Raw genomic sequence first — 20173 nt, forward strand, 5'->3', positions numbered from 1 at the left:
CCGAGACGAACTCAACCACCTGCAAGGTTTTTTTGCCCATGGCGGAATGGCCCAGTGGGATTTCTTTGTATCAACGCCTTACCTGCAACGCACCTGGATTCACGATGTTGGTGGGGGTGCCTTTGATGAAATTCACCACATTGTCAAACGCTGCACCAAAGTAAAGCTCGTAGCTGTCTTGCTCCACATAGCCGATATGGGGTGTGCAAATGCAGTTCTCCAGCCGGAGGAGGGCGTGACCCTGGAGGATGGGCTCGCTCTCGAACACATCGACTGCGGCCATGCCGGGGCGACCCCGGTTCAAGGCTGCGATCAGTGCGTCGGGTTCAATCAGCTCGGCCCGCGAGGTGTTGACCAAAAGCGCGGTGGGCTTCATGCATGAGAGATCTTCGAGAGAAACGATGCTGCGTGTTTCATCGTTCAAGCGAAGGTGCAGCGAGATCACATCGCATTGCGAGAAAAACTCTTCGCGCGTGGTGGCAGCCTGGTAGCCATCCGTCAGGGCCTGGGCGCGTGAGGCTTCGCGTCCCCAAATGCGGACGTTCATTCCAAATGCACGTCCATAGCCCGCCACCAGTTGGCCAATGCGGCCATACCCCCAGATCCCCAGCGTTTTACCACGCAGCACGTTGCCAAGGCCAAAGTTGGCGGGCATGGAAGCTGTCTTCAATCCCGATTGTTGCCACGCGCCGTGCTTGAGGTTGGAGATGTACTGTGGCAGCCTGCGCATTGCCGCCATGACAAGGGCCCATGTCAACTCAGCGGGAGCTACGGGGGAACCTACGCCTTCTGCCACCGCTATGCCACGCTCGGTACAGGCTGCCACATCGATGTGGTTGCCGATCTTGCCGGTTTGCGCGATGAGCTTGAGGCGGGGCAGTTTTTCCACCAGTTGCCGGGTGATCTGCGTGCGCTCCCGCACCAGAACGATGATGTCAGCGTCCTTGAGGCGAACCGAAAGCTGGCCCAGTCCTTTGACGGTATTGGTGTAGACCTTGGCGGTGTACGCGTCGAGCCGGGATGCGCAGTGGAGCTTGCGGACTGCGTCCTGGTAGTCGTCGAGAATCACAATGTTCATCCCGACATTGTGCCTTGGTGAAGCGGCCTGCATCACGCCGGGCGGCCTCCTTGCGCATCAAAGGTGTTGGACTTTTCGTGACGGAGTGTTGGCACCACCTGCCAGAACGAGTGCGTATTCTTGTTCACCCATGGCCTCAAGGAGGTCGAAAACAGGTCCCTGATGCTGGCAGGGGCAACGGAGTAGCCCACATGCGGCGGGATGCGACGGGGAGTGCGGTGGCTGCGCCTCGAGCTATTTTGCTTAAAACCATTAAGGAAGGCCCCGAAATGAGAGGGCATCAATGGCTCGTTGTGAGAGATGGCGCCGCCTCAACAGGTTTGCAGCGCTGCCTCTGATGCGGCCATTCGGTCCAACTCAGCGCACACATCCGCCATGCGGCCAGCGATCACCAGCCGGCCCGAGCCGCCCGATGCTGGGGCTCGGCGCAGGACCTTGGCCGTCCTGCTGGCAGAGCCTTCTGCCGACCACGGTGATCCACAGGGGTTGCGGGTGGTCGCAGGCGAAGACGTGAACACTCCGCCGCTGGTGGTTGCCAGTCGAGTTGGGGCTTCGGTGGGCGGTGTCTGAGGATTGACCGTAAAAGGCCAATTGCCACGCAGCGGGCGCTGGTGCGGGATGCCCGCGGGGCGTTGGTGGGGCTTGCGGGTGCCTGCATCACTGTGGCTGCTGCCCCGGGCCGCATCTTCGGGATGGGCATCGGCTGTGGATGAGTCTGCCGCAGACTGCATTTTGAGAGGGCTTGCGTGATGGAGCCAGCGGGTCAGTGAGCGCAGTGGGGTGGAGAGTGCAGAAAAGGTGGTCAAGGCAATTCCCATGTGAAAACTCCGAAGGTCGGGGGTTGGACATAGGCAGGATTGCAAATCGAACCGGCACCGCAGGGCTGGCGTACCTGTTTTACCGGTACACCAAACGCCCGCCACCTGCAGTGCGGCAGCTAACTAGGGAATGAATGTGATGGAGCGCTGTGGCTACATCAGCATGGTGTTGCGGATGAGTCCGACCGCGAGACCTTCGATCTCGAACGGTTCGCCAGGCTGCACCACGATGACCGGGTAATCTGGGTTTTCGGGCAGCAATTCGATGGCCGTGGCGGTGCGACGCAGGCGCTTGACCGTCACGTCGTCTCCCAGGCGGGCCACGATGATCTGGCCGTTGCGGGCTTCACGGGTGGACTGCACGGCCAGCAGGTCGCCATCCATGATGCCGGCATCGCGCATGGACATGCCGCGCACTTTGAGCAGGTAATCGGGCTTGTGATGGAAAAGGCTGTTTTCCACACTGTAGGTCTGGTCAACGTGTTCCTGCGCGAGAATGGGCGAGCCCGCCGCCACGCGTCCCACCAAAGGCAGAACCAGCTGTGAAAGCCCGGGAATGGGTAGGTTGAACTGGCTGCCACGTGCTGCATTGATGGAGCGCACCGTGTCGCTGCGCAGACGGATGCCACGGGATGTGCCGCTGACCAGTTCGATCACGCCCTTGCGTGCCAATGCCTGCAGATGCTCTTCGGCCGCATTGGCCGACTTGAACCCCAGTTCGGCCGCGATTTCTGCGCGGGTGGGAGGCGCACCAGTGCGTGCAATGGCCGTCTGGATGAGATCCAGAATCTGTTGCTGGCGGGCGGTGAGTTTCGGGTTGTCGAGCATGGTGGTTTCCGGTGGAGGCGGCTACAGTGAAGGACAACTGTTTTTTAATCCAGTAACTGTATTTTTCACCAGTTTTTCGGAGTACGCAAGTGAGTGGGCAAAAAATTGTAGTTTTGGGCACCGGGGGAACCATTGCGGGCACATCCGCGCAGGCTGGTGACAACATTGGTTACACCGCTGCACAGGTGGGCGTTGAGCAACTGCTTGCGGCCGTTCCCGGATTGCAACAGGCGGCGCAGGGCGGGCTGGTGGCGGAGCAGGTGGCCCAGATCGACAGCAAGGACATGGATGGCCAGGTGTGGCATGCGCTGGCGCTGCGCTGCGCACACCACCTGGAAGATCCGGAGGTGCGTGGTGTAGTCATTACCCACGGAACCGACACCCTGGAGGAGACGGCTTGGTTCCTGCACGAAGTGCTGGATACCCGGGCGAAACCCGTGGTGCTGACCTGCGCCATGCGCCCAGCGACAGCGCTCACGCCCGACGGCCCGCAGAATCTTCTGGATGCTGTTGCCGTGGCGGTTACACCCGGTGCACGGAGTGTGCTGGTGGTGGCCGCTGGGGAAATCCATGGGGCGCGGCAGGTTCAGAAGGTGCACCCCTACCGGGTGCATGCGTTCAACTCGGGCGAGGCTGGCCCTTTGGGCTGGGTGGAGGAGGGGATTCCCCGCCTGGTGCAGGATTGGCCGCCAGCGCTTGGTAAATCTGCATTTAATGCTATTAAAAATAGAGCATCCTCCTTTGCCTGGCCCCGCGTGGAAGTGCTCGTCAGCCACGCTGGCGCATCGGGCGCCATGGTGGATGCGCTGGTGCGTGATGGGGTCCAGGGGCTGGTGGTGGCCTGTACGGGCAATGGCACCATCCATCACGCTCTGGAGGGCGCGTTGCTGCGTGCACAGGATGTGGGTGTGCGGGTGGTGCGGTCCACACGCTGCCCCGAGGGGCAGGTGCTGCCCAAGCCGGGGGATGCGTTGCCCGACTCCAGAGGACTCTCGCCCTTGAAAGCCAGGATCTCGCTGATGCTGGAACTGCTGCACTGAAAAACAAGGCCGCCCGATGTTTTTTGCTGCCCTCAAGACCCATGCGTGGGCCTACCCGGCGCTGGAGGTGGTGCACATCGTGGGCATTGCCTTGCTGCTGGGCAATCTGGTCTTGCTGGAGCTGCGGGTGTTTGGTCTCGGGGCGGCATTGCCCGTCAAGGACCTTGCGCGGCTCAGCCTGTCGCTGGCGTTGTGTGGTTTTGGACTGGTGGCTGCGTCGGGCCTCTTGATGTTTGCCACGCAGCCTGCCGAACTGCTCGCCAGCCGCGCATTCACCTTGAAGATGCTGCTGTTAATGCTTGCAGGCTGCAACGCCGCGTGGTTCCATGGGCGGGGTTCGCTGGCGCGCCTGGACGGTCTGGCCCGGGTGCAGATGCTGGGTTCCACCATGATCTGGCTGGCTGTGGTGGTCTGTGGCCGCTGGATTGCCTATCTCTGATCGACACGACAAGGGGAGAATCGATGACCCACCTGCAACGCCGCCACGTGCTCCTGGCCGCCTCCGCCGTTCCGCTGGGGGTGCACGCCCACCACGGTTGGAGCAGTTTTGACCCTGAGCGTCCCATCTATCTGGAAGGTAAGGTCCTCAAGGTGCGCTGGCAAAACCCGCATGCCGAGCTGGAACTGGAGATACCTGCCGAACTGAAGCTGCCTGCGGATCTGGCCCAGCGCGTGGTGCCGGCCCAGACCTCCCCCGTGGACGGCAAGGCCCTGCTGGCCAAGGCGGTGTTGCCCAACCGCAAGGACCGCCGCTGGGAGGTCGAACTGGCGCCCCTGACCCGCATGCAGGCCTGGCAGGTGCAGGAGATCAAAACCGGCGCGGCGGTATCGGTGGTGGGCTTTACCCTGCGTGAAGAGAAGGGCGATGCGGTGCTGCGGGCGGAGTACCTGTTTGTGGATGGCAAGACCTACGGATTGCGCTCCAGCCCAGCCTGAATAACCAGGATGGCCTGGCTTCCAGATGGAAGCTCTGAAACGGTTGTCTTCGCCGCATAAAAAAAGCGACGCCCGGGGTGCCTGGGCGTCGCTGGTTTCGGGGGCGTGTGCCCCACGCGTCAGCTGGCGAGTGCCTGCAGCGCGCGTGCCGTGATTTCGTCTACGCTGCCCGTGCCGCTGATGGCGCGGTACTTGGGTGCAACCTCAGGCTCGGCCTTGGCCCAGTTGCTGTAGTAGTCCACCAGCGGGCGTGTTTGGTCGCTGTAGACCTGCAGGCGCTTCTTGACGGTTTCTTCCTTGTCGTCCTCGCGCTGGATCAGTTCTTCGCCCGTCACGTCGTCCTTGCCTTCCACCTTGGGTGGGTTGAACTTGACGTGGTAGGTGCGGCCGCTGGCAGGGTGCGATCGGCGGCCGCTCATGCGTTCGATGATGGCGTCAAAAGGCACATCGATTTCGAGCACGTAGTCGAGCTTGACGCCCGCTGCCTTCATGGCGTCTGCCTGGGGAATGGTGCGCGGAAAACCGTCGAACAGGAAACCCTGTGCGCAGTCGGGCTGCGTGATGCGTTCCTTCACAAGACCGATGATGATGTCGTCACTGACCAGGGCACCCGAATCCATCACGGCCTTGGCTTGCAGGCCCAGAGGCGTGCCAGCCTTGACGGCGGCGCGCAGCATGTCGCCGGTGGAGATTTGCGGGATGCCGTACTTCTGGCAGATGAATGTGGCTTGCGTGCCCTTTCCGGCGCCAGGCGCGCCCAACAGAATCAGTCTCATGAAAGTCCTCGAAGGTTAGAAATCGGTTGGCGCCGCTGGCGGGGACGTTCGAAGGGCGCCTGAAGCCGTTCTGTGCGCCCGGGATGCGGTGCTCTCGTTGCGGGCGAGGATAGCATGCGACTCCTTGCGCTGACTTACACCCTGCACCGGTTTTGGCGAGGGTGCCGCGGCGTGGAGAGCCGCTGCATGGAGCTGGCAGGTGCATCACACGCAGCCGGGCGCCACCTCAGCGAAAAAGGCCGCGCACCCGTTCCAGGTCTTCGGGCGTGTCCACACCCGGGCCCGGGGCGGTTTCTGCCAGGTGCACCGCAATGCGGTGGCCGTGCCACAGCGCGCGCAGTTGCTCCAGCGCTTCCACCGCCTCGGTGGGGGCGGGAGCCAGGGTCGGAAATTCCCGAAGGAAGCCTGCGCGATAGCTGTAGATGCCCACATGCCGCAAGGGCGCAAATCCCACTAGGGCCGCCACGCCGGGTGCCGCCGCGTGTGCAGCGCCTTGCCACCAGGGCGAACCGACATGATCACGCGCAAAAGGGATGGGCGCCCGGCTGAAGTAGTGCGCCAGGCCGCGCGCGTCGAGCACCACTTTCACCACATTGGGGTTGGTGTAGTCGGCCAGGGATGCAATGGCGTGGGCTGCGGTGCCCATGCTGGCCTCGGCGCGGGCAGGCAGCAAGGCCGCGACGGCGTTGATGAGGCCGGGATCCATCAGGGGTTCATCGCCTTGCACGTTGACGACCACGTCGTCCCCGTCCAGGCCCAGTTGTGTGCAGGCCTCGGCCAGGCGGTCGCTGCCGCTGGGGTGGTCAGCGCGGGTCAGTATCGCTTGCACGCCATGGGCGGCGCATGCCTGCAGGATGCGGGGGTCATCGGCGGCCACCACCACGCGGGCTGCCGCGCTCTGGGCGGCACGCTGGGCCACCCGCACCACCATGGGCAGGCCCGCGATATCGGCCAGGGGTTTGTCAGGCAGGCGGCTGGATGCCATGCGGGCCGGGATCAGCACCGTGAAGTGGCTGCCCGCCGCCGCAACGCCTGGAGCGATGGGGGCTGCGCCTGCGCTGCTCACTGCTCCAGTTCCTCGTCGGTGAGCGTGCGGGCTTCGTTTTCGAGCAACACCGGGATGCCGTCCCGCACCGGATAGGCCAGGCGGGCGCTGCGGGAGACCAGTTCCTGGGCATCGCGGTCGTAAGTCAGCGGGCCTTTGGTGACGGGGCAGACCAGCAGTTCAAGCAGTTTGGGATCCATGGTGACAGCGCTTTCCAGGAGGTTCGTTCGGGCAGGCTGGGATGATAGCGGCGGCCCGGGCGGTGAATCGTCAATGCCTGCGGACGCCCAAGGCCTGCAGGCGCACATCCAGCGCCGCAAAAAAGGCCGGTTCAATCTGCAATTGCAGGGGCACGGCCAGTGCGTCCGGATGGTACCGCCAGAGCTTGACGGCATCTTTTTCTGTGCAAACAAGCGTGTAGCGCTTGTCAGAATTGCGGTTCCAGCTATCAAAATCGTAGTGATCTGGCAAGGCCTCCGTGTGTGCCAGTTGCAGTGCCTCGGACTGCAGCATGGCAAAGAATACTTCGGGGCGTGCCACGGCCGCCACGGCATGCAGCGGCTGGCCGTGCAGGTCAGACAGCGGTACCCGGGTGCCGTCTACACGCAGGGCGTAGGAGGCCAGGCGGCGCTTGAGGCCGTAGGCATGGGCGGGGTCGTTTCCAGGCGGCAGACCCCCTGCATGCAGCACAAAATCCACCGCGCGAGGCCAGGGCTCGCGCAGGGGCCCCGCCGGCAGCAGGAAGCCGTTGCCCACGCCCTGTTCGTTGAAGATGCAGACCTCCAGGTCGCGTGACAAGGCCAGGTGTTGCAGGCCGTCGTCGCACACGATCACGTCGGTGTCCGGGTAAGCCGCCCGCAGGGCGCGGGCGGCGGTGATGCGGTGGGGCGCAACAAACACGGGCACGCCACAGCTGCGCGCGATGAGGGCGGGTTCATCGCCCACCTCGCGGGCCGGGCTGTCGGGCGCTACCGCGCGGCAGTCGGTGGTGCTGCGGCCATAGCCGCGCGAAACCACGCCGGGGCGCAGGCCCAGGCCTTGCAGGTGCTGGACAAGGGCAATGACCACGGGGGTTTTTCCAGCGCCTCCGGCAATCACATTGCCCACGACGATGACGGGGCGGCCTGGGTGTTCCGCCTTCAGCATGCCCATGCGATAAAGAGCGCGTCGGATGCTTACCAATGTTCGGTACACCAGCGAGACCGGCCACAGTGCCAAAGCGACCGGGCCGCGCGTTTGCCAGGTTTTTTGCAACCCCGTGGCCTGGGGTAGAACGGTGTGGCGTGCTGCGGCTGACGAAGAGGGTGAGGGCGGCTGCGGCCCGGGGGCAGCCATGCCGTGTCAGCGGCTGGTGCTGCGCGCCGCGGCCGACGACTGCGTGGCAAACGTGATCTGCGTGAGGCCCACGCGGCGCGCGGCCTCCATCACCGAAACCACGGACTGATGCGGCGCCATCGCATCGGCACTGATGATGACCACGCTGCCCGGGCCCGCGCTGGCGGCGCTGCGCAAGGCCTGCGCAATCGCATCCACGCTCTTGCCGTCCACCCCCGCCTTGTTGACGGCATAGCGCCCGTCGGCGGCCACGGACACGATGACTTCCTTCGGGTGGTCGCGCTGCTGCTCGGCATCGGCCACGGGCAGCGTGAGCTGCAGCTCGGTGAACTTGCTGTAGGTGGTGGTCAGCATCAGAAAGATGAGGATCACCAGCAGCACGTCGATGAACGGGATCAGGTTGATCTCCGGCTCTTCCTTGGCGCGGGGGCGGAAGTTCATGGAGCTTATTTGGCTTTGCGCAGACGCAGGATGTGGCGGACGAATTGTTCTGACGCCAATTCCAGGGTGAGCAGGTAAGCATCCACGCGGGCGCGGAAGTAGCGCCAGAAGATCAGCGCCGGAATGGCCACGATCAGTCCGAACGCCGTGTTGTACAGCGCCACCGAAATGCCATGTGCCAGCTGGGCCGGATTGCCGCCACCCATGGCCTGGCCCACGCCACCGCTGCCGGATTGGGAGCCGAAGATCTCGATCATGCCGATCACCGTGCCCAACAGGCCCAGCAGCGGCGCGGCCGAGGCGATGGTGGCCAGGGCCGCCAGGTACTTCTCCAGCCGGTGGGCCACGGCGCGCCCGGCGCCTTCCATGGCGGCGCGCAGGTCGGTCTCGCTGCACTGGGGGTTGCTGTTGAGCGTACGCAGGCCACTGGCCAGCACCTCGCCCAGGGCGGAGTTTTGCGCCAGCTGGTTCACGACGTCGGGAGTGGGTACGGCCTTGGATGAGACCGTGATCGCTTCATCGAGCAGTTTTGGGGGGGCGACACGGGCCGTTTTGAGGGCCACAAAGCGTTCGAAAACCAGCGCCATTCCCAGGATGGAACACGCAATCAGGGGCCAGATGGGCCAGCCTGCGGCTTGTATGATGGACAGCAAATCTCTCTCCGCGCAGATGAAAGCAATCGGCGATTATGGCCCAGCTTGCAGGGCCCGCCTCGTCACAAACCGTTACGTTGCTGTGCGCGCCACTGCCCCGTCTGCTCACCCACAAAAACTGTGGATAACTTTGTGGGCAACCCGGTTCTGCAACCCCGCAAAGTGGCGTCCCGCCGTGCTTGCAACAGATTGATGAAAAATTGTGCAGTGAAAAAACCATATAAATCAATAACTTGCACGTGCGCTCGTGTTTTGCAGCCCATTTGTAACGTGTCGATGTCGAGTCCCTCCGCTGGCCTGATTCTGTGGAGTACTCCGGCTTCCAATGGGGCGCAAACGCCCGCCGTTTCTAATGTCTGAGCGCCCAGGCCCAGCAGTGGCGCCCCGTGTGTGGGAGGTTGGCGCGCTGTGCCGCGCCATTGCTGATGCTCTGGAAGCGCGCTTCAATCCTGTCGCGGTGCGCGGCGAGATCACGGGCTTCTCGCGCGCATCCAGCGGGCATTGCTACTTTTCGGTCAAGGACGCCAACGGCCAATTGCGCTGCGCCATGTTTCGCCGTGCCGCCGGCCTGCTTGACTTTTCGCCGCGCGATGGCGAATTGGTGGAAGTGCGGGGGCGTCTGGGGGTGTACGAAGCGCGCGGCGATCTTCAGTTCATTGTGGAAAGCATGCAGCGGGCCGGGCAGGGCGCGCTGTTTGAGCAGTTTCTGCGCCTGAAGGCCCAACTGGACGCTGAAGGACTTTTTGACAACGCCCGAAAGCGCCCGTTGCCTTTGCAGCCGCGTGGCATTGGCCTGGTCACTTCCACCGGGGCGGCGGCCCTGCACGATGTGGTCACCGCGCTGCGCCGGCGCGTGCCCCACATTCCGGTGGTGCTGGTGCCTGCGCAAGTGCAGGGGGCTGCAGCGCCTGCTGCGCTGGTGGCTGCGCTATCAAAAGTGTATCTGCTCGCGCAAGCTGGACAAGCGCCAGGGGCTGATTTGGTCAAAAATCCGCCGATCGACGTGATCCTGCTGGTGCGGGGGGGCGGTTCCATCGAGGACCTCTGGGCCTTCAATGACGAGCAACTGGCCCGCACCATCGTGCAAAGCCCGGTGCCGCTGGTGTCTGGCGTGGGGCACGAAACCGACTTCACCATCGCCGACTTCTGCGCCGACCTGCGCGCGCCCACGCCCACCGCCGCCGCCGAGCTGGTGGCCCAGCCCCGCGACGTGTGGCTGGGTGCGCTGGGGCTTCTGGCTGGACGCATCGGCGATGGTGTGCAGCGCCAGCTCGACGCACGGCACCAGCGGCTGGACCAGGCCGCGGCGCGGCTGGGTCGCCCGTCGGGCCTGGTGGCCCGCGAGCAAATGCAGCTGGCGCGCCTGGCCCAGCGCATGCGCCACGGAGTGCTATTAAAACTGCAGCGGCTTGCGCAATCACAGCAAGCGCTGGAGGCCGATTTGCCTCAAAAAATGCAGCGGCGCCTGGTGCAGCAGACCGAGCGGCTGGACCGTGCGGCCCTGCGGCTGGATCTGCTGGACCCGCGCCTGGTGCTGCAGCGCGGCTATGCCCTGCTGACCGACACCGAGGGCCAGGCCGTGACCAGCGTGCGCCAGGCCCACCCTGGCGATGCCCTGCGCGCAACACTGGCCGACGGCGTGGTGGACATGACGGTGGCCCAGCCGCGCCTGCTGTGATGTCTTGATGCCGTCGGGTGGGCTGTGGCTGTAGGACAGCGGCGGTTTGTGGTGCTGCGGGCCGGATCTGGGTGGCCTCACGCTGCACAGGTCTGCTGATGTTCCTACAATGCCCCCTTCGCGCTGTGTCCGACTGCATTGCTCAGGAAAGAAAGCGTTGCAGATGGCATCCCGGAATTTCAAACCACAAGGAAACACCACCATGGAACATACCCTTCCCCCGCTGCCCTACGCCATCGATGCCCTGGCGCCGAACTACAGCCAGGAGACTCTGGAGTACCACCACGGCAAGCACCACAACGCGTACGTGGTGAACCTGAACAACCTGCAAAAGGGCACTGAGTTCGAAGCCATGACGCTCGAAGAGATCGTCAAGAAGTCGAGCGGCGGCATCTACAACAACGCGGCCCAGATCTGGAACCACACGTTCTTCTGGAACTGCATGGCTCCCCAAGGTGGCGGTGAGCCATCCGGCGCGCTGGCTGCGGCCATCAACGCCAAGTGGGGCAGCTACGCCGCCTTCAAGGAAGCGTTTGTGAAGAGCGCCGTGGGCAACTTCGGTTCGGGCTGGACCTGGCTGGTGAAGAAGGCTGACGGCAGCGTGGACATCGTCAACACCGGCGCCGCCGGCACGCCGCTGACCACCGCCGACAAGGCGTTGCTGACCGTGGACGTGTGGGAACACGCGTACTACATCGACTACCGCAACATGCGCCCCAAGTTCGTCGAGACCTTCCTCTCAAGCCTGGTGAACTGGAAGTTTGCGGAAGCCAACTTCGCCTGATGCACGGCGGGCCCGCTGGGTGAACCAGCTGGCGAACCAACAAAAAACGGCCCTCGGGCCGTTTTTTGTTGGGAGGTTCGATTTTTCAATCGATTTTCAAGCCCCATGGGCTGCTAGCGCTTGATTATCAAGCGGTAATTGCTATTAAAAATATAGCAAACAAGGCCCGGCTTGGCCCTGTTATTTGCGGATGAACGGCGCGCCTGCGAGCTTGGTGCCGGCCTTGATGCCCTTCTTGGCAAACCAGCCCTGGTTCATCTCCAGCACGTAGCGCACGGGCTTGGTGGAACAGTGCGAGTCCAGCGTCTGGGGCTTCATGTCCTCCAGGTTCACGATGGTGCCGTCATCCGCCACGAAAGCGGCCGTGAGCGGGAGCAGCGTGTTTTTCATCCAGAAGCACTGCTGCGAAGCTTGCTCGAACACGAACAGCATGCCCTCGTGCTGTGGCATCTCCTTGCGAAACATCAGGCCAGTCTGGCGCTCCTGGGGTGCCTGGGCCACCTGGGCGTCGATGCGGTGCATGCCTGCGGTGAGTTCGATCCGCTGCAGGTTCAGTTGTGGCCCTTCCTGGGCCGTGGCCACTGCGGGCAGCGTGAGTCCGGCCAGCATGGCCAAACCCAGGGCGCAGGTGGCGCGGCGGGCAAGGCAGTCCAGACGCTCGAGGCGTGTGGTCCCGGTGGTGGGGGGCGGGGCGGCGCGAAAGGCGGTCATGGGAGAGGCTTTCTGATCAACACGGATACGAACACGATGGGCTGATTGCATGGCGGGCGGAAAGTTCGCAGCGCGGCCCTGCCCATAAAAAAGCCCGCAGCTGCGGGCGATTTTGAATCAACGGGGACCTGGGAGGAGGTTGGAGGCCTCAACCAGGTCTCTGTTCCCGGGTTCAGGCGGCTTTGTGGGCCGTCTTTTTCTTGGCGACCTTTTTGGTGGTCTTCTTCTTGGCGGTCTTGGTTGCCTTGGTCTTGGCTACCGGTGCAGGAGCCTGGGCAGCCATGGGGGCGGCTGCGGGTGCAGTGGCGGGGGCAGGAGCGGCTGCAGGCGCCTGTGCAAAAGCACCAGCGGTGAACAGACCGGCCACGAGGACAGCGAGGAGTTTTTTCATATATGCCGTTTCCAGTGTGAACGAAGGGTTGAGGGCCGCACGAAAACCGTACGGCTCCACTCGCAACGATAGCAGCGCGCGGTGCGTTGACAGGGGCTTGGGCGAAAATTTTTGTCATTAGAATGGTTCGAAACCACACTGCTTTGCCGTATCTGCCGAATCCGTTTTGGCGCACACAGGAGACATCTCACCCATGACCACCTACCAGCACATTTTGGTGCCTGCTGAAGGCCAGAAAATCACCGTCAATGCCGACATGTCCCTGAATGTGCCGGACGAGCCCATCATCCCCTTCATCGAAGGCGACGGCACCGGCCTGGACATAACGCCTGTGATGATCAAGGTGGTGGATGCCGCCGTGGCCAAGGCCTATGGCGGCAAGAAAAAGATCCGTTGGATGGAGGTCTATGCGGGCGAGAAATCGACCAAGGTCTATGGCCCCGATGTCTGGCTGCCGGAAGAGACCCTGCAGGTGCTGCGTGAGTATGTGGTGTCGATCAAGGGCCCGCTGACCACGCCCGTGGGCGGCGGCATCCGCTCGCTCAACGTCGCCTTGCGCCAGGAGCTGGATCTGTATGTCTGCCTGCGCCCCGTGCAGTATTTCAAGGGCGTGCCATCGCCGCTCAAGGAGCCCGAGAAGACCAACATGGTGATCTTCCGCGAGAACTCGGAAGACATCTACGCCGGCATCGAGTTCGAAGCCGAATCCGACAAGGCCAGGAAGCTCATCAAGTTCCTGCAGGATGAAATGGGCGTGAAGAAAATCCGTTTTCCCAACACCTCGGGCATCGGCGTCAAGCCTGTTTCCATCGAGGGCACGGAGCGCCTGGTGCGCAAGGCCATCCAGTACGCCATCGACAACGACAAGCCCAGCGTGACCATCGTGCACAAGGGCAACATCATGAAGTACACCGAAGGTGGCTTCCGCGATTGGGCCTACGCGCTGGCGCAGAAGGAATTTGGCGCTGAACTGATTGACGGCGGCCCATGGTGCCGCTTGAAGAATCCCAAGACCGGCAAGGAAATCACCATCAAGGACAGCATCGCCGATGCCTTCCTGCAGCAGATCCTGCTGCGTCCCGCCGAATACTCGGTGGTGGCCACGCTCAACCTCAATGGCGACTACATCTCTGATGCGCTCGCAGCGCAAGTGGGAGGTATCGGCATTGCGCCTGGCGCCAACATGTCTGACTCCGTGGCCTGTTTTGAAGCCACACATGGCACGGCCCCGAAGTACGCAGGCAAGGACTACGTGAACCCCGGCTCCGAGATTCTCTCTGCCGAAATGATGCTGCGCCACATGGGCTGGATTGAAGCGGCCAACTTGATCATCAGTTCGCTGGAGAAGTCGATTGCCTCCAAGAAGGTGACCTACGACTTCGCCCGCCTCATGGACGGCGCCACCCAGGTGAGCTGCTCGGGTTTTGGCCAAGTAATGATCGACAACATGTAAGCCTGCACCAACGCTTGCGCATCCCACAAAGCCCCTGTTCCCATGGCGGAACAGGGACTTTTTTTATGGCCATGCCGATGCGCAGCAGGCCCCGCAGCCGTGCCGACCCTGGCGTTGCCGCCAGGGGGTCTCCTTGGCATTTGAATGTTGGCAATCTGGAGACTTCCCGCCTAATATGAGGCCAGCCATGGACCAGGGCTGGTGATGGCAGGGGCTTGCATCCGCACGCACACACTACAAAGGGATGCAGGTGGGGGTGGTCCCTACAGGGAGGGCTGCATGGCGTCTGATTTTTCTGCCGCATATTGGGAGCAAAACCCCGATGCGCTGCTGGTGCTGTCGCCCGAGGGCACGGTGCTCAACTGGAACCCCGCTGCCGAAGCGATCTTTGGCTATGCGGTTGCAGAAGCGCAGGGCAGACCCCTCATTGATCTTATTGTTCCCGAGGACCGGTCCCATGAGGAAGCGGACATCCGCGCGGAGGCCCTGCGTGGTTTGACCACCGTGCACGAGTCGGTGCGCCGCCGCAAGGATGGTTCGCTGGTGCACGTCAACGTGTCCACCAAGGCTGTGTACGACGAGGCTGGCCAACTGCTGTACTTTCTGTCGAGCAAGAAGGATGTCACCCAGCTCAAGGTCCAGCGCGAGGCCAAGCTGCTCGAGGCGCGGTTTCGTGACCTGCTTGAATCCACCCCCGACGCGATCGTGATGGTCAACGTGACGGGCCGCATCGTCCTGGTGAACTCCCAGGCCGAGCGCGTGTTTGGCTACGAAAGGGCCGAATTGCTGGGGCAGGCGGTGGAGGTGCTGTTGCCTCACCGCTACCGGGGTGCACACCTGGGGCACCGCAGCGGTTTCTTCGGAGCACCGCGCACCCGCACCATGGGGGCGGGGCTGGAGTTGTTTGGCCTGCGCAAGGACGGTGGGGAATTTCCGGTGGAGATCAGCCTGAGCCCGATCCACACCGAAGAAGGCGCGATGGTGATGAGTGCCATCCGCGACATCACCGACCGCAAGCGGGCCGACCAGAAGTTCAAGGACCTGCTGGAAGCCGCGCCGGACGCGATGGTCATCGTCGACCGGGAGGGCCGCATTGTGCTGGTCAATTCGCAGGCCGTGAAACTGTTTGGCTGGAGCCGCGACGAACTCCTGGGCCAGAAGATCGAGTTGCTGGTGCCCGAGCGCTTCAGCGGCCGGCACCCCGAACATCGCCACCGTTTTTTTGCGGAACCACGCTCTCGCTCGATGGGCGCTGGCCTTGATCTGTATGGCCTGCGCAAGGATGGTTCCGAGTTTCCGGTCGAGATCAGCCTGAGCCCGCTGGAGACGGAAGAAGGCCTGTTTGTCTCCAGCGCGATCCGTGATGTGACCGAGCGCAAACGGATCGAACGGGCCTTGCGCGACAAGAACCTGGAGCTTGAAAATGCGGCCTTGGTCAAAGACCGCTTTCTGGCCAGCATGTCCCACGAACTGCGAACCCCGCTCAACGCCATCATCGGTTTCACGGGCACCTTGCTGATGCAGTTGCCTGGGCCGCTCAACCCTGAGCAGGACAAGCAGTTGCGCATCGTGCAGACGGGGGCGCGGCACCTGCTCTCGCTCATCAACGACTTGCTCGATGTGGCCAAGCTCAGCGCCAACAAGGTGTCGCTCCACGTTGAGGCGCTCGATTGCCGTGGCATCGTGGTAGAGGTCGCCGCCACGCTGGAGCCGGAGGCCGTGCGCAAGGGGCTGGTGTTCAACGTACAGGCCCCCGCCCAGGCGGTGCAGTTGCACACCGACCGCCGGGCTTTCAGCCAGATACTGATCAATCTGGTGGGCAATGCCATCAAGTTCACTCCGCAGGGGCGTGTCGACGTGGTGCTGGAGGAAACTCCCGCGTCCCAAGGGCGCACCGTGCAGGTGTCGGTGCGCGATACCGGGCCCGGCATTCCCTTGCAGGAGCAATCGCGGCTCTTCGAGGCCTTCTCCAGGGGCGAAAGCGCCGACCGGCGCCACCACGAAGGCACCGGCCTCGGGCTGCACCTGAGCCGCAAGCTTGCCGAGGCCCTGGGGGGAAGCGTGGGCTTGGAAAGCACCGAGGGGCAGGGCAGCACCTTCACGGTGAAATTTCAGGAGGCCAGTGCATGAAAGCCACGATCCTGGTCATCGAAGACGATGACGCGAGTCGGCTGCTCGTCACCTACCTGCTCGAAAACGCAGGACACCGCGTGCTGCTGGCCGAAAACGGTGCGCTGGGCCTGGGGCTGGCGCTGGCCGAAGGGCCTGACCTGATCTTGTGCGATCTGCAAATGCCTGTGATGAATGGGTATGAGGTGGCACAAAGCCTGCGCTCGCACCCCACATGGCGTGTGGTGCCGTTGGTGGCGGTGACCGCTTTTTCCATGCCGGGCGACCGCGAGAAGGCGCTTGAAGTCGGTTTTGACGAGCACCTGTCCAAGCCCATCACGCCAGAAACCTTCGTGAGCCAGGTCGAGGCGTTTCTGGGCTCGTCGTCCTGTGCGCCGCCGGGCACGGCCTCACCTTGGTCCCCGGGGTAGCATGGCCAAGATCCTTGTTGTCGATGACCTTCCGGCCAACCGTGCGCTGGTGGTCACGCTCATCGGGCACAGCGGCCACCAGGCCCTGGAGGCCTCAGACGGTGCGGAGGCGCTGGCCCTCGTGCGTGCCGAGCATCCCGATCTGGTGATCTCCGACATCCTGATGCCGACGATGGACGGCTACGAATTTGTGCGCCAGCTGCGGGCCGACCAACAATTGGCCGCAACGCAGGTGATCTTCTACAGCGCACACTACCGAGAGCAGGAGGCCCGCAACCTGGCACTGGCCTGCGGGGTGACGCAGGTGCTGGTCAAGCCCTGCGAGCCGCAGGACATCATCTCTGCCATTGAACAGGCCTTGTCGCAGGTGCCGCCGCAGCCCTTCCATCCGCTGGAGCACAGTTTTCAGACGCTGCACCTGCAACTCATGACAGACAAGCTCACGGGCAACATCGCCGAGCTGGAAGCCATGAACCGGCGCCTGGCGGCGTTGACCGATCTGAACCTGCAGCTGGCCTCCGAGCGGGACCCGCAGGTGCTGCTGGCCAATGTGTGCCGTGGCGCACGCGAGCTGGTGGGGGCGCAGTATGCGGTGCTGGGTGTGGTGCGCAAGCAGGGCGATACCTCCATTACCTGCACCAGTGGCATCGAGCCCGCGCTGACTGGGCCGCTGAACCTGCCGGTGGTTTCGCATGGCCTTCTGGGGCAGTTGCGTGCCGCACGCCGCTCGCAGCGCCTGGCCAATGAAAGCGGAGACCCGAGCGAGATCGGCCTGCCTGCGGGCTACCCGCCACTGCATACGGGGTTGATTGCGCCCATCACCTCGCTCTCGTTTTCCTATGGCTGGATCTGCCTGGCCAACAAGCAGGGCGAGGATGCGTTCAGTGCCGACGACGAAAAAGTCCTGGCCATCCTGGGGGCCCAGGTCGGCCGCATCTACGAAAACGGCAGCCTGTACATCGAGATCCAGAAACACGCCGAACAACTGCAGGTGGAAGTGTTCGAGCGCCAGCGTGCCATGGACGCGCTGCGCGCCAACAAGGCCAGCCTGCGAAGGGCGCAGGCACTGGCCAAGATCACCCATGTGATCAGCGGACCCGATGGCGCTTTTGAAAGCTGGCTGGACACGCTGCCAGACATGCTGGGGCTGGCCGAAGAGGCCATGCCAAAATCCGCGCGTGATTGGCTGGCGCTGGTGCACCCGCAAGACCGCGACATGTTCCGCCAACATGCGCTGCAGGCCGCGCACCAGGGGGCTCGCCTGGATTTCACCTACCGAGTGCTGCGCGCAGATGGCGAACTGCTGCACTTGCGGCAGGTGATGGAGCCCCTCGAAGACGAGGCAGGCCGTGGTGAACAAAGCCGCTGGTTCAACACCATCCAGGACGTCACCAAGGAAAAACGCGCCGAAGAAGAGTTGCACGAAAGTGATCGGCGCTTCAACGACATGCTCGACAAGGTCGAGATGATCTCGTTGATGCTCGATTGCGAAGGTCGCATCACCTACTGCAACGACTACCTGTTGCGCCTGACCGGGTGGCGGCGCGAGGAGGTCTTCGGGCAAAGCTGGTTCTCGCTGTTTCTGCCACCGGAGCTGGCGGATGTGCGTGATGTGTTCGCCGATGTGCTGGCGGATCGACCCTCGGCCTGGCACTACGACAACGAAATCCTCACCCGTTCTGGCGAGCGCAGGCTGGTGCACTGGAACAACACCGTGCTGCGGTCGGCGGGTGGACAGGTGACGGGGGTGGCCGCCCTGGGTGAAGACATCACCGAGCGCAAGGACGCCGAGCACAAGATCAAGCGGCTCAACCGCGTGTACGCCATGCTCAGCGGCATCAATACATTGATCGTGCGGGTGCGCAAGCGCGACGAGCTCTTTCACGAGGCGTGCCGCATAGCGGTGGAGGAGGGGCAGTTCAAGATCGCGTGGCTGGGCAGGGTGGACCTGCCCAGCCAACAACTGGTTCCCGTGGCGCTGTCCGGGGCTGGAGAGGATTTCCTGTCGCACATCCGGGACCGCCTGCGGCTTCACGCGCAGCCCACTCCGGGCGAGAGCCTGAGCGCGCAGGTGGTGCGCACGGGGCTTCCCGCCGTTTGCGACGACGTGGCGGGCGACCCGAGAATTCTCTTTCCAGACCTGCTGGCGCAGAGCGGGGTGGCATCGCTGGCCATGCTGCCCTTGTTGGTTGCGCGCGAGGTGGTGGGGGTGCTGGCGCTGTTTTCCGAAGAGGTGGGCTTCTTCGACGAGACCGAGATGAAGCTGCTGACCGAGCTGGCCGGAGACATCGGTTTTGCACTGGATCACCTCGACAAGGAAGACCGGCTGAGCTATCTGGCCTACTACGATGAGATCACCGGGCTGCCCAACCGCACCCTTTTTCTGGAACGCACCGGCCAGCACTTGCGCCCGCGCGATGGCCCCCGGTCTTTGCTGGGTATCGCGCTGATGGACATCAGCCGTTTCCGCTTCGTCAATGACACGCTGGGGCGTCAGATGGGTGACGAACTGCTCCGGCAAGTGGCGCAGCGGCTGCAGCACGCCGCAGGGGATGTATATGACGTGGCGCGCATTGGCATCAACAGCTACGGCATCGCGGTGACCGATGCGCGCGATGCAGGGTCGGTGGCACTGGCGGTGGATCATCTCTTGCGCGCCTGTTTTGACACGCCCTTTGCCCTGGGCGCCACCGAGCTGCGCATGGCCGCCAAGGCGGGTGTTGCCTTGTACCCCATGGATGGCACGGATGCCGAAACGCTGCTGCGCAACGCGGAGGCGGCTGTCAACAAGGCCAAGGCCTCGGCAGACAGCCTGCTGTTCTACACCTCCGAGATGAACACCCGGGTGGCCGAGGCTCTGGGCATGGAAGGCCGCCTGCGCGAGGCCCTGGAGCGGGAACAGTTTGTTCTGCACTACCAGCCCAAGCAGTGTCTGGCCAGTGGCGTGGTGACAGGTGCCGAGGCCCTCATCCGCTGGAACGACCCCGAGCGTGGCTTGGTGCCACCCGGGCTTTTCATTCCCATCCTGGAGGAAACGGGCCTCATCTACGACGTAGGCCGCTGGGCGCTTCAGCAGGCGCTGGCAGACAACCAGCGCTGGCGGCAGTCCGGCCATGCACCGCTGCGTGTGGCGGTCAATGTGTCGTTCCTGCAGCTGCGCCACCGCAGCTTTGTGGCTGAGGTGCGCGAGGCGCTGGCCTTTGACCCGGCCGCAGGGGCGGGGTTGGAGCTGGAAATCACCGAAAGCATGGTGATGGAGGACGTGGAGCACTGCCGCCGCAGCCTGCACGCCCTGCGTGAGATGGGCATCACGATCGCCATCGATGACTTTGGCACCGGGTTCTCATCACTAAGCTACCTGGCCACGCTACCGGCTGACACCCTCAAGATCGACCGCTCTTTCATCCTGGGGATGGACACGGGCCAGCAGGGCCAGGCCTTGGTCTCGGCCATCATCAGCATGGGCCAGTCGCTGGGACTCAAGGTGGTTGCCGAAGGGGTCGAGACGGACGACCAGCGACGCCGGCTTGGACTGCTGGGTTGCGACGAGATCCAGGGCTACCTGCTCAGCAAGCCGGTAGCCGCAGAGGTGTTTGAGGCCCGTTTTCTTCTCCCTCTGGCGCAGGGCCGGGCGGCACATTCTGGGACGTGAACCTGGCCGGCGGC

The 20173-nt window shown here is 63.5% G+C and carries 20 protein-coding genes; 10 read left to right on the plus strand and 10 right to left on the minus strand.

The features are described 5' to 3' along the window. Positions 1 to 70 precede the first annotated feature (70 nt). Positions 71 to 1078 carry a D-2-hydroxyacid dehydrogenase family protein gene (locus ASE39_RS08220; protein WP_010458796.1) on the minus strand — a complete coding sequence of 336 codons (1008 nt, stop codon included), beginning with the start codon at positions 1076 to 1078 and terminating at the stop codon, positions 71 to 73. A gap of 375 nt (positions 1079 to 1453) precedes the next feature. Between ASE39_RS08220 and ASE39_RS26755 the strand changes: the two genes are divergently transcribed. Beyond that, the gene (locus ASE39_RS26755) at positions 1454 to 1648 is read left to right on the plus strand and encodes a hypothetical protein (protein ID WP_158004244.1); all 195 of its coding nucleotides are present in this window, start codon (positions 1454 to 1456) and stop codon (positions 1646 to 1648) included. A gap of 401 nt (positions 1649 to 2049) precedes the next feature. Here the strand turns inward: ASE39_RS26755 and lexA are convergent, their stop codons facing one another. Then, the gene (gene lexA, locus ASE39_RS08225; protein WP_010458797.1) at positions 2050 to 2724 is read right to left on the minus strand and encodes a transcriptional repressor LexA; all 675 of its coding nucleotides are present in this window, start codon (positions 2722 to 2724) and stop codon (positions 2050 to 2052) included. A gap of 113 nt (positions 2725 to 2837) precedes the next feature. Between lexA and ASE39_RS08230 the strand changes: the two genes are divergently transcribed. Genes ASE39_RS08230 through ASE39_RS08240 form a run of 3 tightly spaced genes read left to right on the plus strand, consistent with a single transcriptional unit; the run spans position 2838 to position 4700 of the window. Beyond that, complete coding sequence (locus ASE39_RS08230; protein ID WP_082615363.1) at positions 2838 to 3764, plus strand: asparaginase; 927 nt, start codon at positions 2838 to 2840, stop codon at positions 3762 to 3764. Positions 3765 to 3780: 16 nt separating this feature from the next. After that, positions 3781 to 4203, plus strand: coding sequence for a hypothetical protein (locus tag ASE39_RS08235; RefSeq protein WP_010458801.1), 423 nt, complete (start codon positions 3781 to 3783; stop codon positions 4201 to 4203). Between the two features lie 23 nt (positions 4204 to 4226). Further along, complete coding sequence (locus tag ASE39_RS08240) at positions 4227 to 4700, plus strand: DUF6152 family protein (RefSeq protein ID WP_057270816.1); 474 nt, start codon at positions 4227 to 4229, stop codon at positions 4698 to 4700. A 119-nt stretch (positions 4701 to 4819) separates the two neighbouring features. On the opposite strand, the gene adk is transcribed toward ASE39_RS08240, so the two are convergent. From adk to ASE39_RS08270, 6 genes are all read right to left on the minus strand, one after another. After that, positions 4820 to 5476: an adenylate kinase gene (adk, locus tag ASE39_RS08245; RefSeq protein ID WP_010458805.1), complete on the minus strand. Its 657-nt coding sequence runs from the start codon at positions 5474 to 5476 to the stop codon at positions 4820 to 4822. Positions 5477 to 5702: 226 nt separating this feature from the next. Continuing rightward, positions 5703 to 6542, minus strand: coding sequence for a 3-deoxy-manno-octulosonate cytidylyltransferase (gene kdsB / locus ASE39_RS08250; protein ID WP_082615364.1), 840 nt, complete (start codon positions 6540 to 6542; stop codon positions 5703 to 5705). Further along, entirely contained in the window at positions 6539 to 6721 is a 183-nt protein-coding gene (locus ASE39_RS08255) for a Trm112 family protein (RefSeq protein ID WP_010458810.1), read from the minus strand. Before ASE39_RS08255 ends, kdsB begins: the two co-directional genes overlap by 4 nt. A 70-nt stretch (positions 6722 to 6791) precedes the next feature. Continuing rightward, entirely contained in the window at positions 6792 to 7856 is a 1065-nt protein-coding gene (gene lpxK, locus ASE39_RS08260) for a tetraacyldisaccharide 4'-kinase (protein WP_242421384.1), read from the minus strand. Positions 7857 to 7862: 6 nt separating this feature from the next. Then, positions 7863 to 8297, minus strand: a complete 435-nt coding sequence (locus tag ASE39_RS08265) for a biopolymer transporter ExbD (protein ID WP_010458814.1) — start codon at positions 8295 to 8297, stop codon at positions 7863 to 7865. Positions 8298 to 8302: 5 nt separating this feature from the next. Further along, a complete protein-coding gene (locus tag ASE39_RS08270; RefSeq protein WP_010458816.1) occupies positions 8303 to 8950 on the minus strand; it encodes a MotA/TolQ/ExbB proton channel family protein in 648 nt (215 codons plus the stop codon). 352 nt (positions 8951 to 9302) lie between these two features. Here ASE39_RS08270 and xseA point away from each other — a divergent pair, with 352 nt between their 5' ends. Both xseA and ASE39_RS08280 read left to right on the plus strand, forming a co-directional pair. Further along, complete coding sequence (xseA, locus tag ASE39_RS08275; protein ID WP_057270818.1) at positions 9303 to 10628, plus strand: exodeoxyribonuclease VII large subunit; 1326 nt, start codon at positions 9303 to 9305, stop codon at positions 10626 to 10628. A gap of 202 nt (positions 10629 to 10830) precedes the next feature. Then, on the plus strand, positions 10831 to 11412 hold the full coding sequence (locus tag ASE39_RS08280) for a Fe-Mn family superoxide dismutase (RefSeq protein ID WP_010458819.1): 582 nt from the start codon (positions 10831 to 10833) through the stop codon (positions 11410 to 11412). A 180-nt stretch (positions 11413 to 11592) separates the two neighbouring features. Here the strand turns inward: ASE39_RS08280 and ASE39_RS08285 are convergent, their stop codons facing one another. Together ASE39_RS08285 and ASE39_RS08290 are read right to left on the minus strand one after the other, a co-directional pair. Beyond that, a complete protein-coding gene (locus tag ASE39_RS08285; RefSeq protein WP_057224626.1) occupies positions 11593 to 12123 on the minus strand; it encodes a DUF192 domain-containing protein in 531 nt (176 codons plus the stop codon). A gap of 172 nt (positions 12124 to 12295) precedes the next feature. Continuing rightward, the gene (locus ASE39_RS08290; protein WP_010459080.1) at positions 12296 to 12514 is read right to left on the minus strand and encodes a hypothetical protein; all 219 of its coding nucleotides are present in this window, start codon (positions 12512 to 12514) and stop codon (positions 12296 to 12298) included. A 193-nt stretch (positions 12515 to 12707) separates the two neighbouring features. Here ASE39_RS08290 and icd point away from each other — a divergent pair, with 193 nt between their 5' ends. The 4 genes from icd to ASE39_RS08310 all read left to right on the plus strand — a co-directional run bounded on the left by icd (position 12708) and on the right by ASE39_RS08310 (position 20159). Beyond that, a complete protein-coding gene (gene icd, locus ASE39_RS08295; protein WP_057270819.1) occupies positions 12708 to 13967 on the plus strand; it encodes an NADP-dependent isocitrate dehydrogenase in 1260 nt (419 codons plus the stop codon). Between the two features lie 279 nt (positions 13968 to 14246). Then, positions 14247 to 16097, plus strand: a complete 1851-nt coding sequence (locus ASE39_RS08300) for a PAS domain S-box protein (RefSeq protein WP_057270820.1) — start codon at positions 14247 to 14249, stop codon at positions 16095 to 16097. Continuing rightward, a complete protein-coding gene (locus ASE39_RS08305; protein WP_057270821.1) occupies positions 16094 to 16507 on the plus strand; it encodes a response regulator in 414 nt (137 codons plus the stop codon). The genes ASE39_RS08300 and ASE39_RS08305 overlap by 4 nt, the downstream gene beginning before the upstream one ends. Before the next feature lies 1 nt (position 16508). Continuing rightward, a complete protein-coding gene (locus ASE39_RS08310) occupies positions 16509 to 20159 on the plus strand; it encodes an EAL domain-containing protein (RefSeq protein ID WP_057270822.1) in 3651 nt (1216 codons plus the stop codon). Positions 20160 to 20173 lie beyond the last annotated feature (14 nt).

The organism is Acidovorax sp. Root267 (assembly GCF_001429215.1).
Classification (GTDB): domain Bacteria; phylum Pseudomonadota; class Gammaproteobacteria; order Burkholderiales; family Burkholderiaceae_C; genus Acidovorax; species Acidovorax radicis.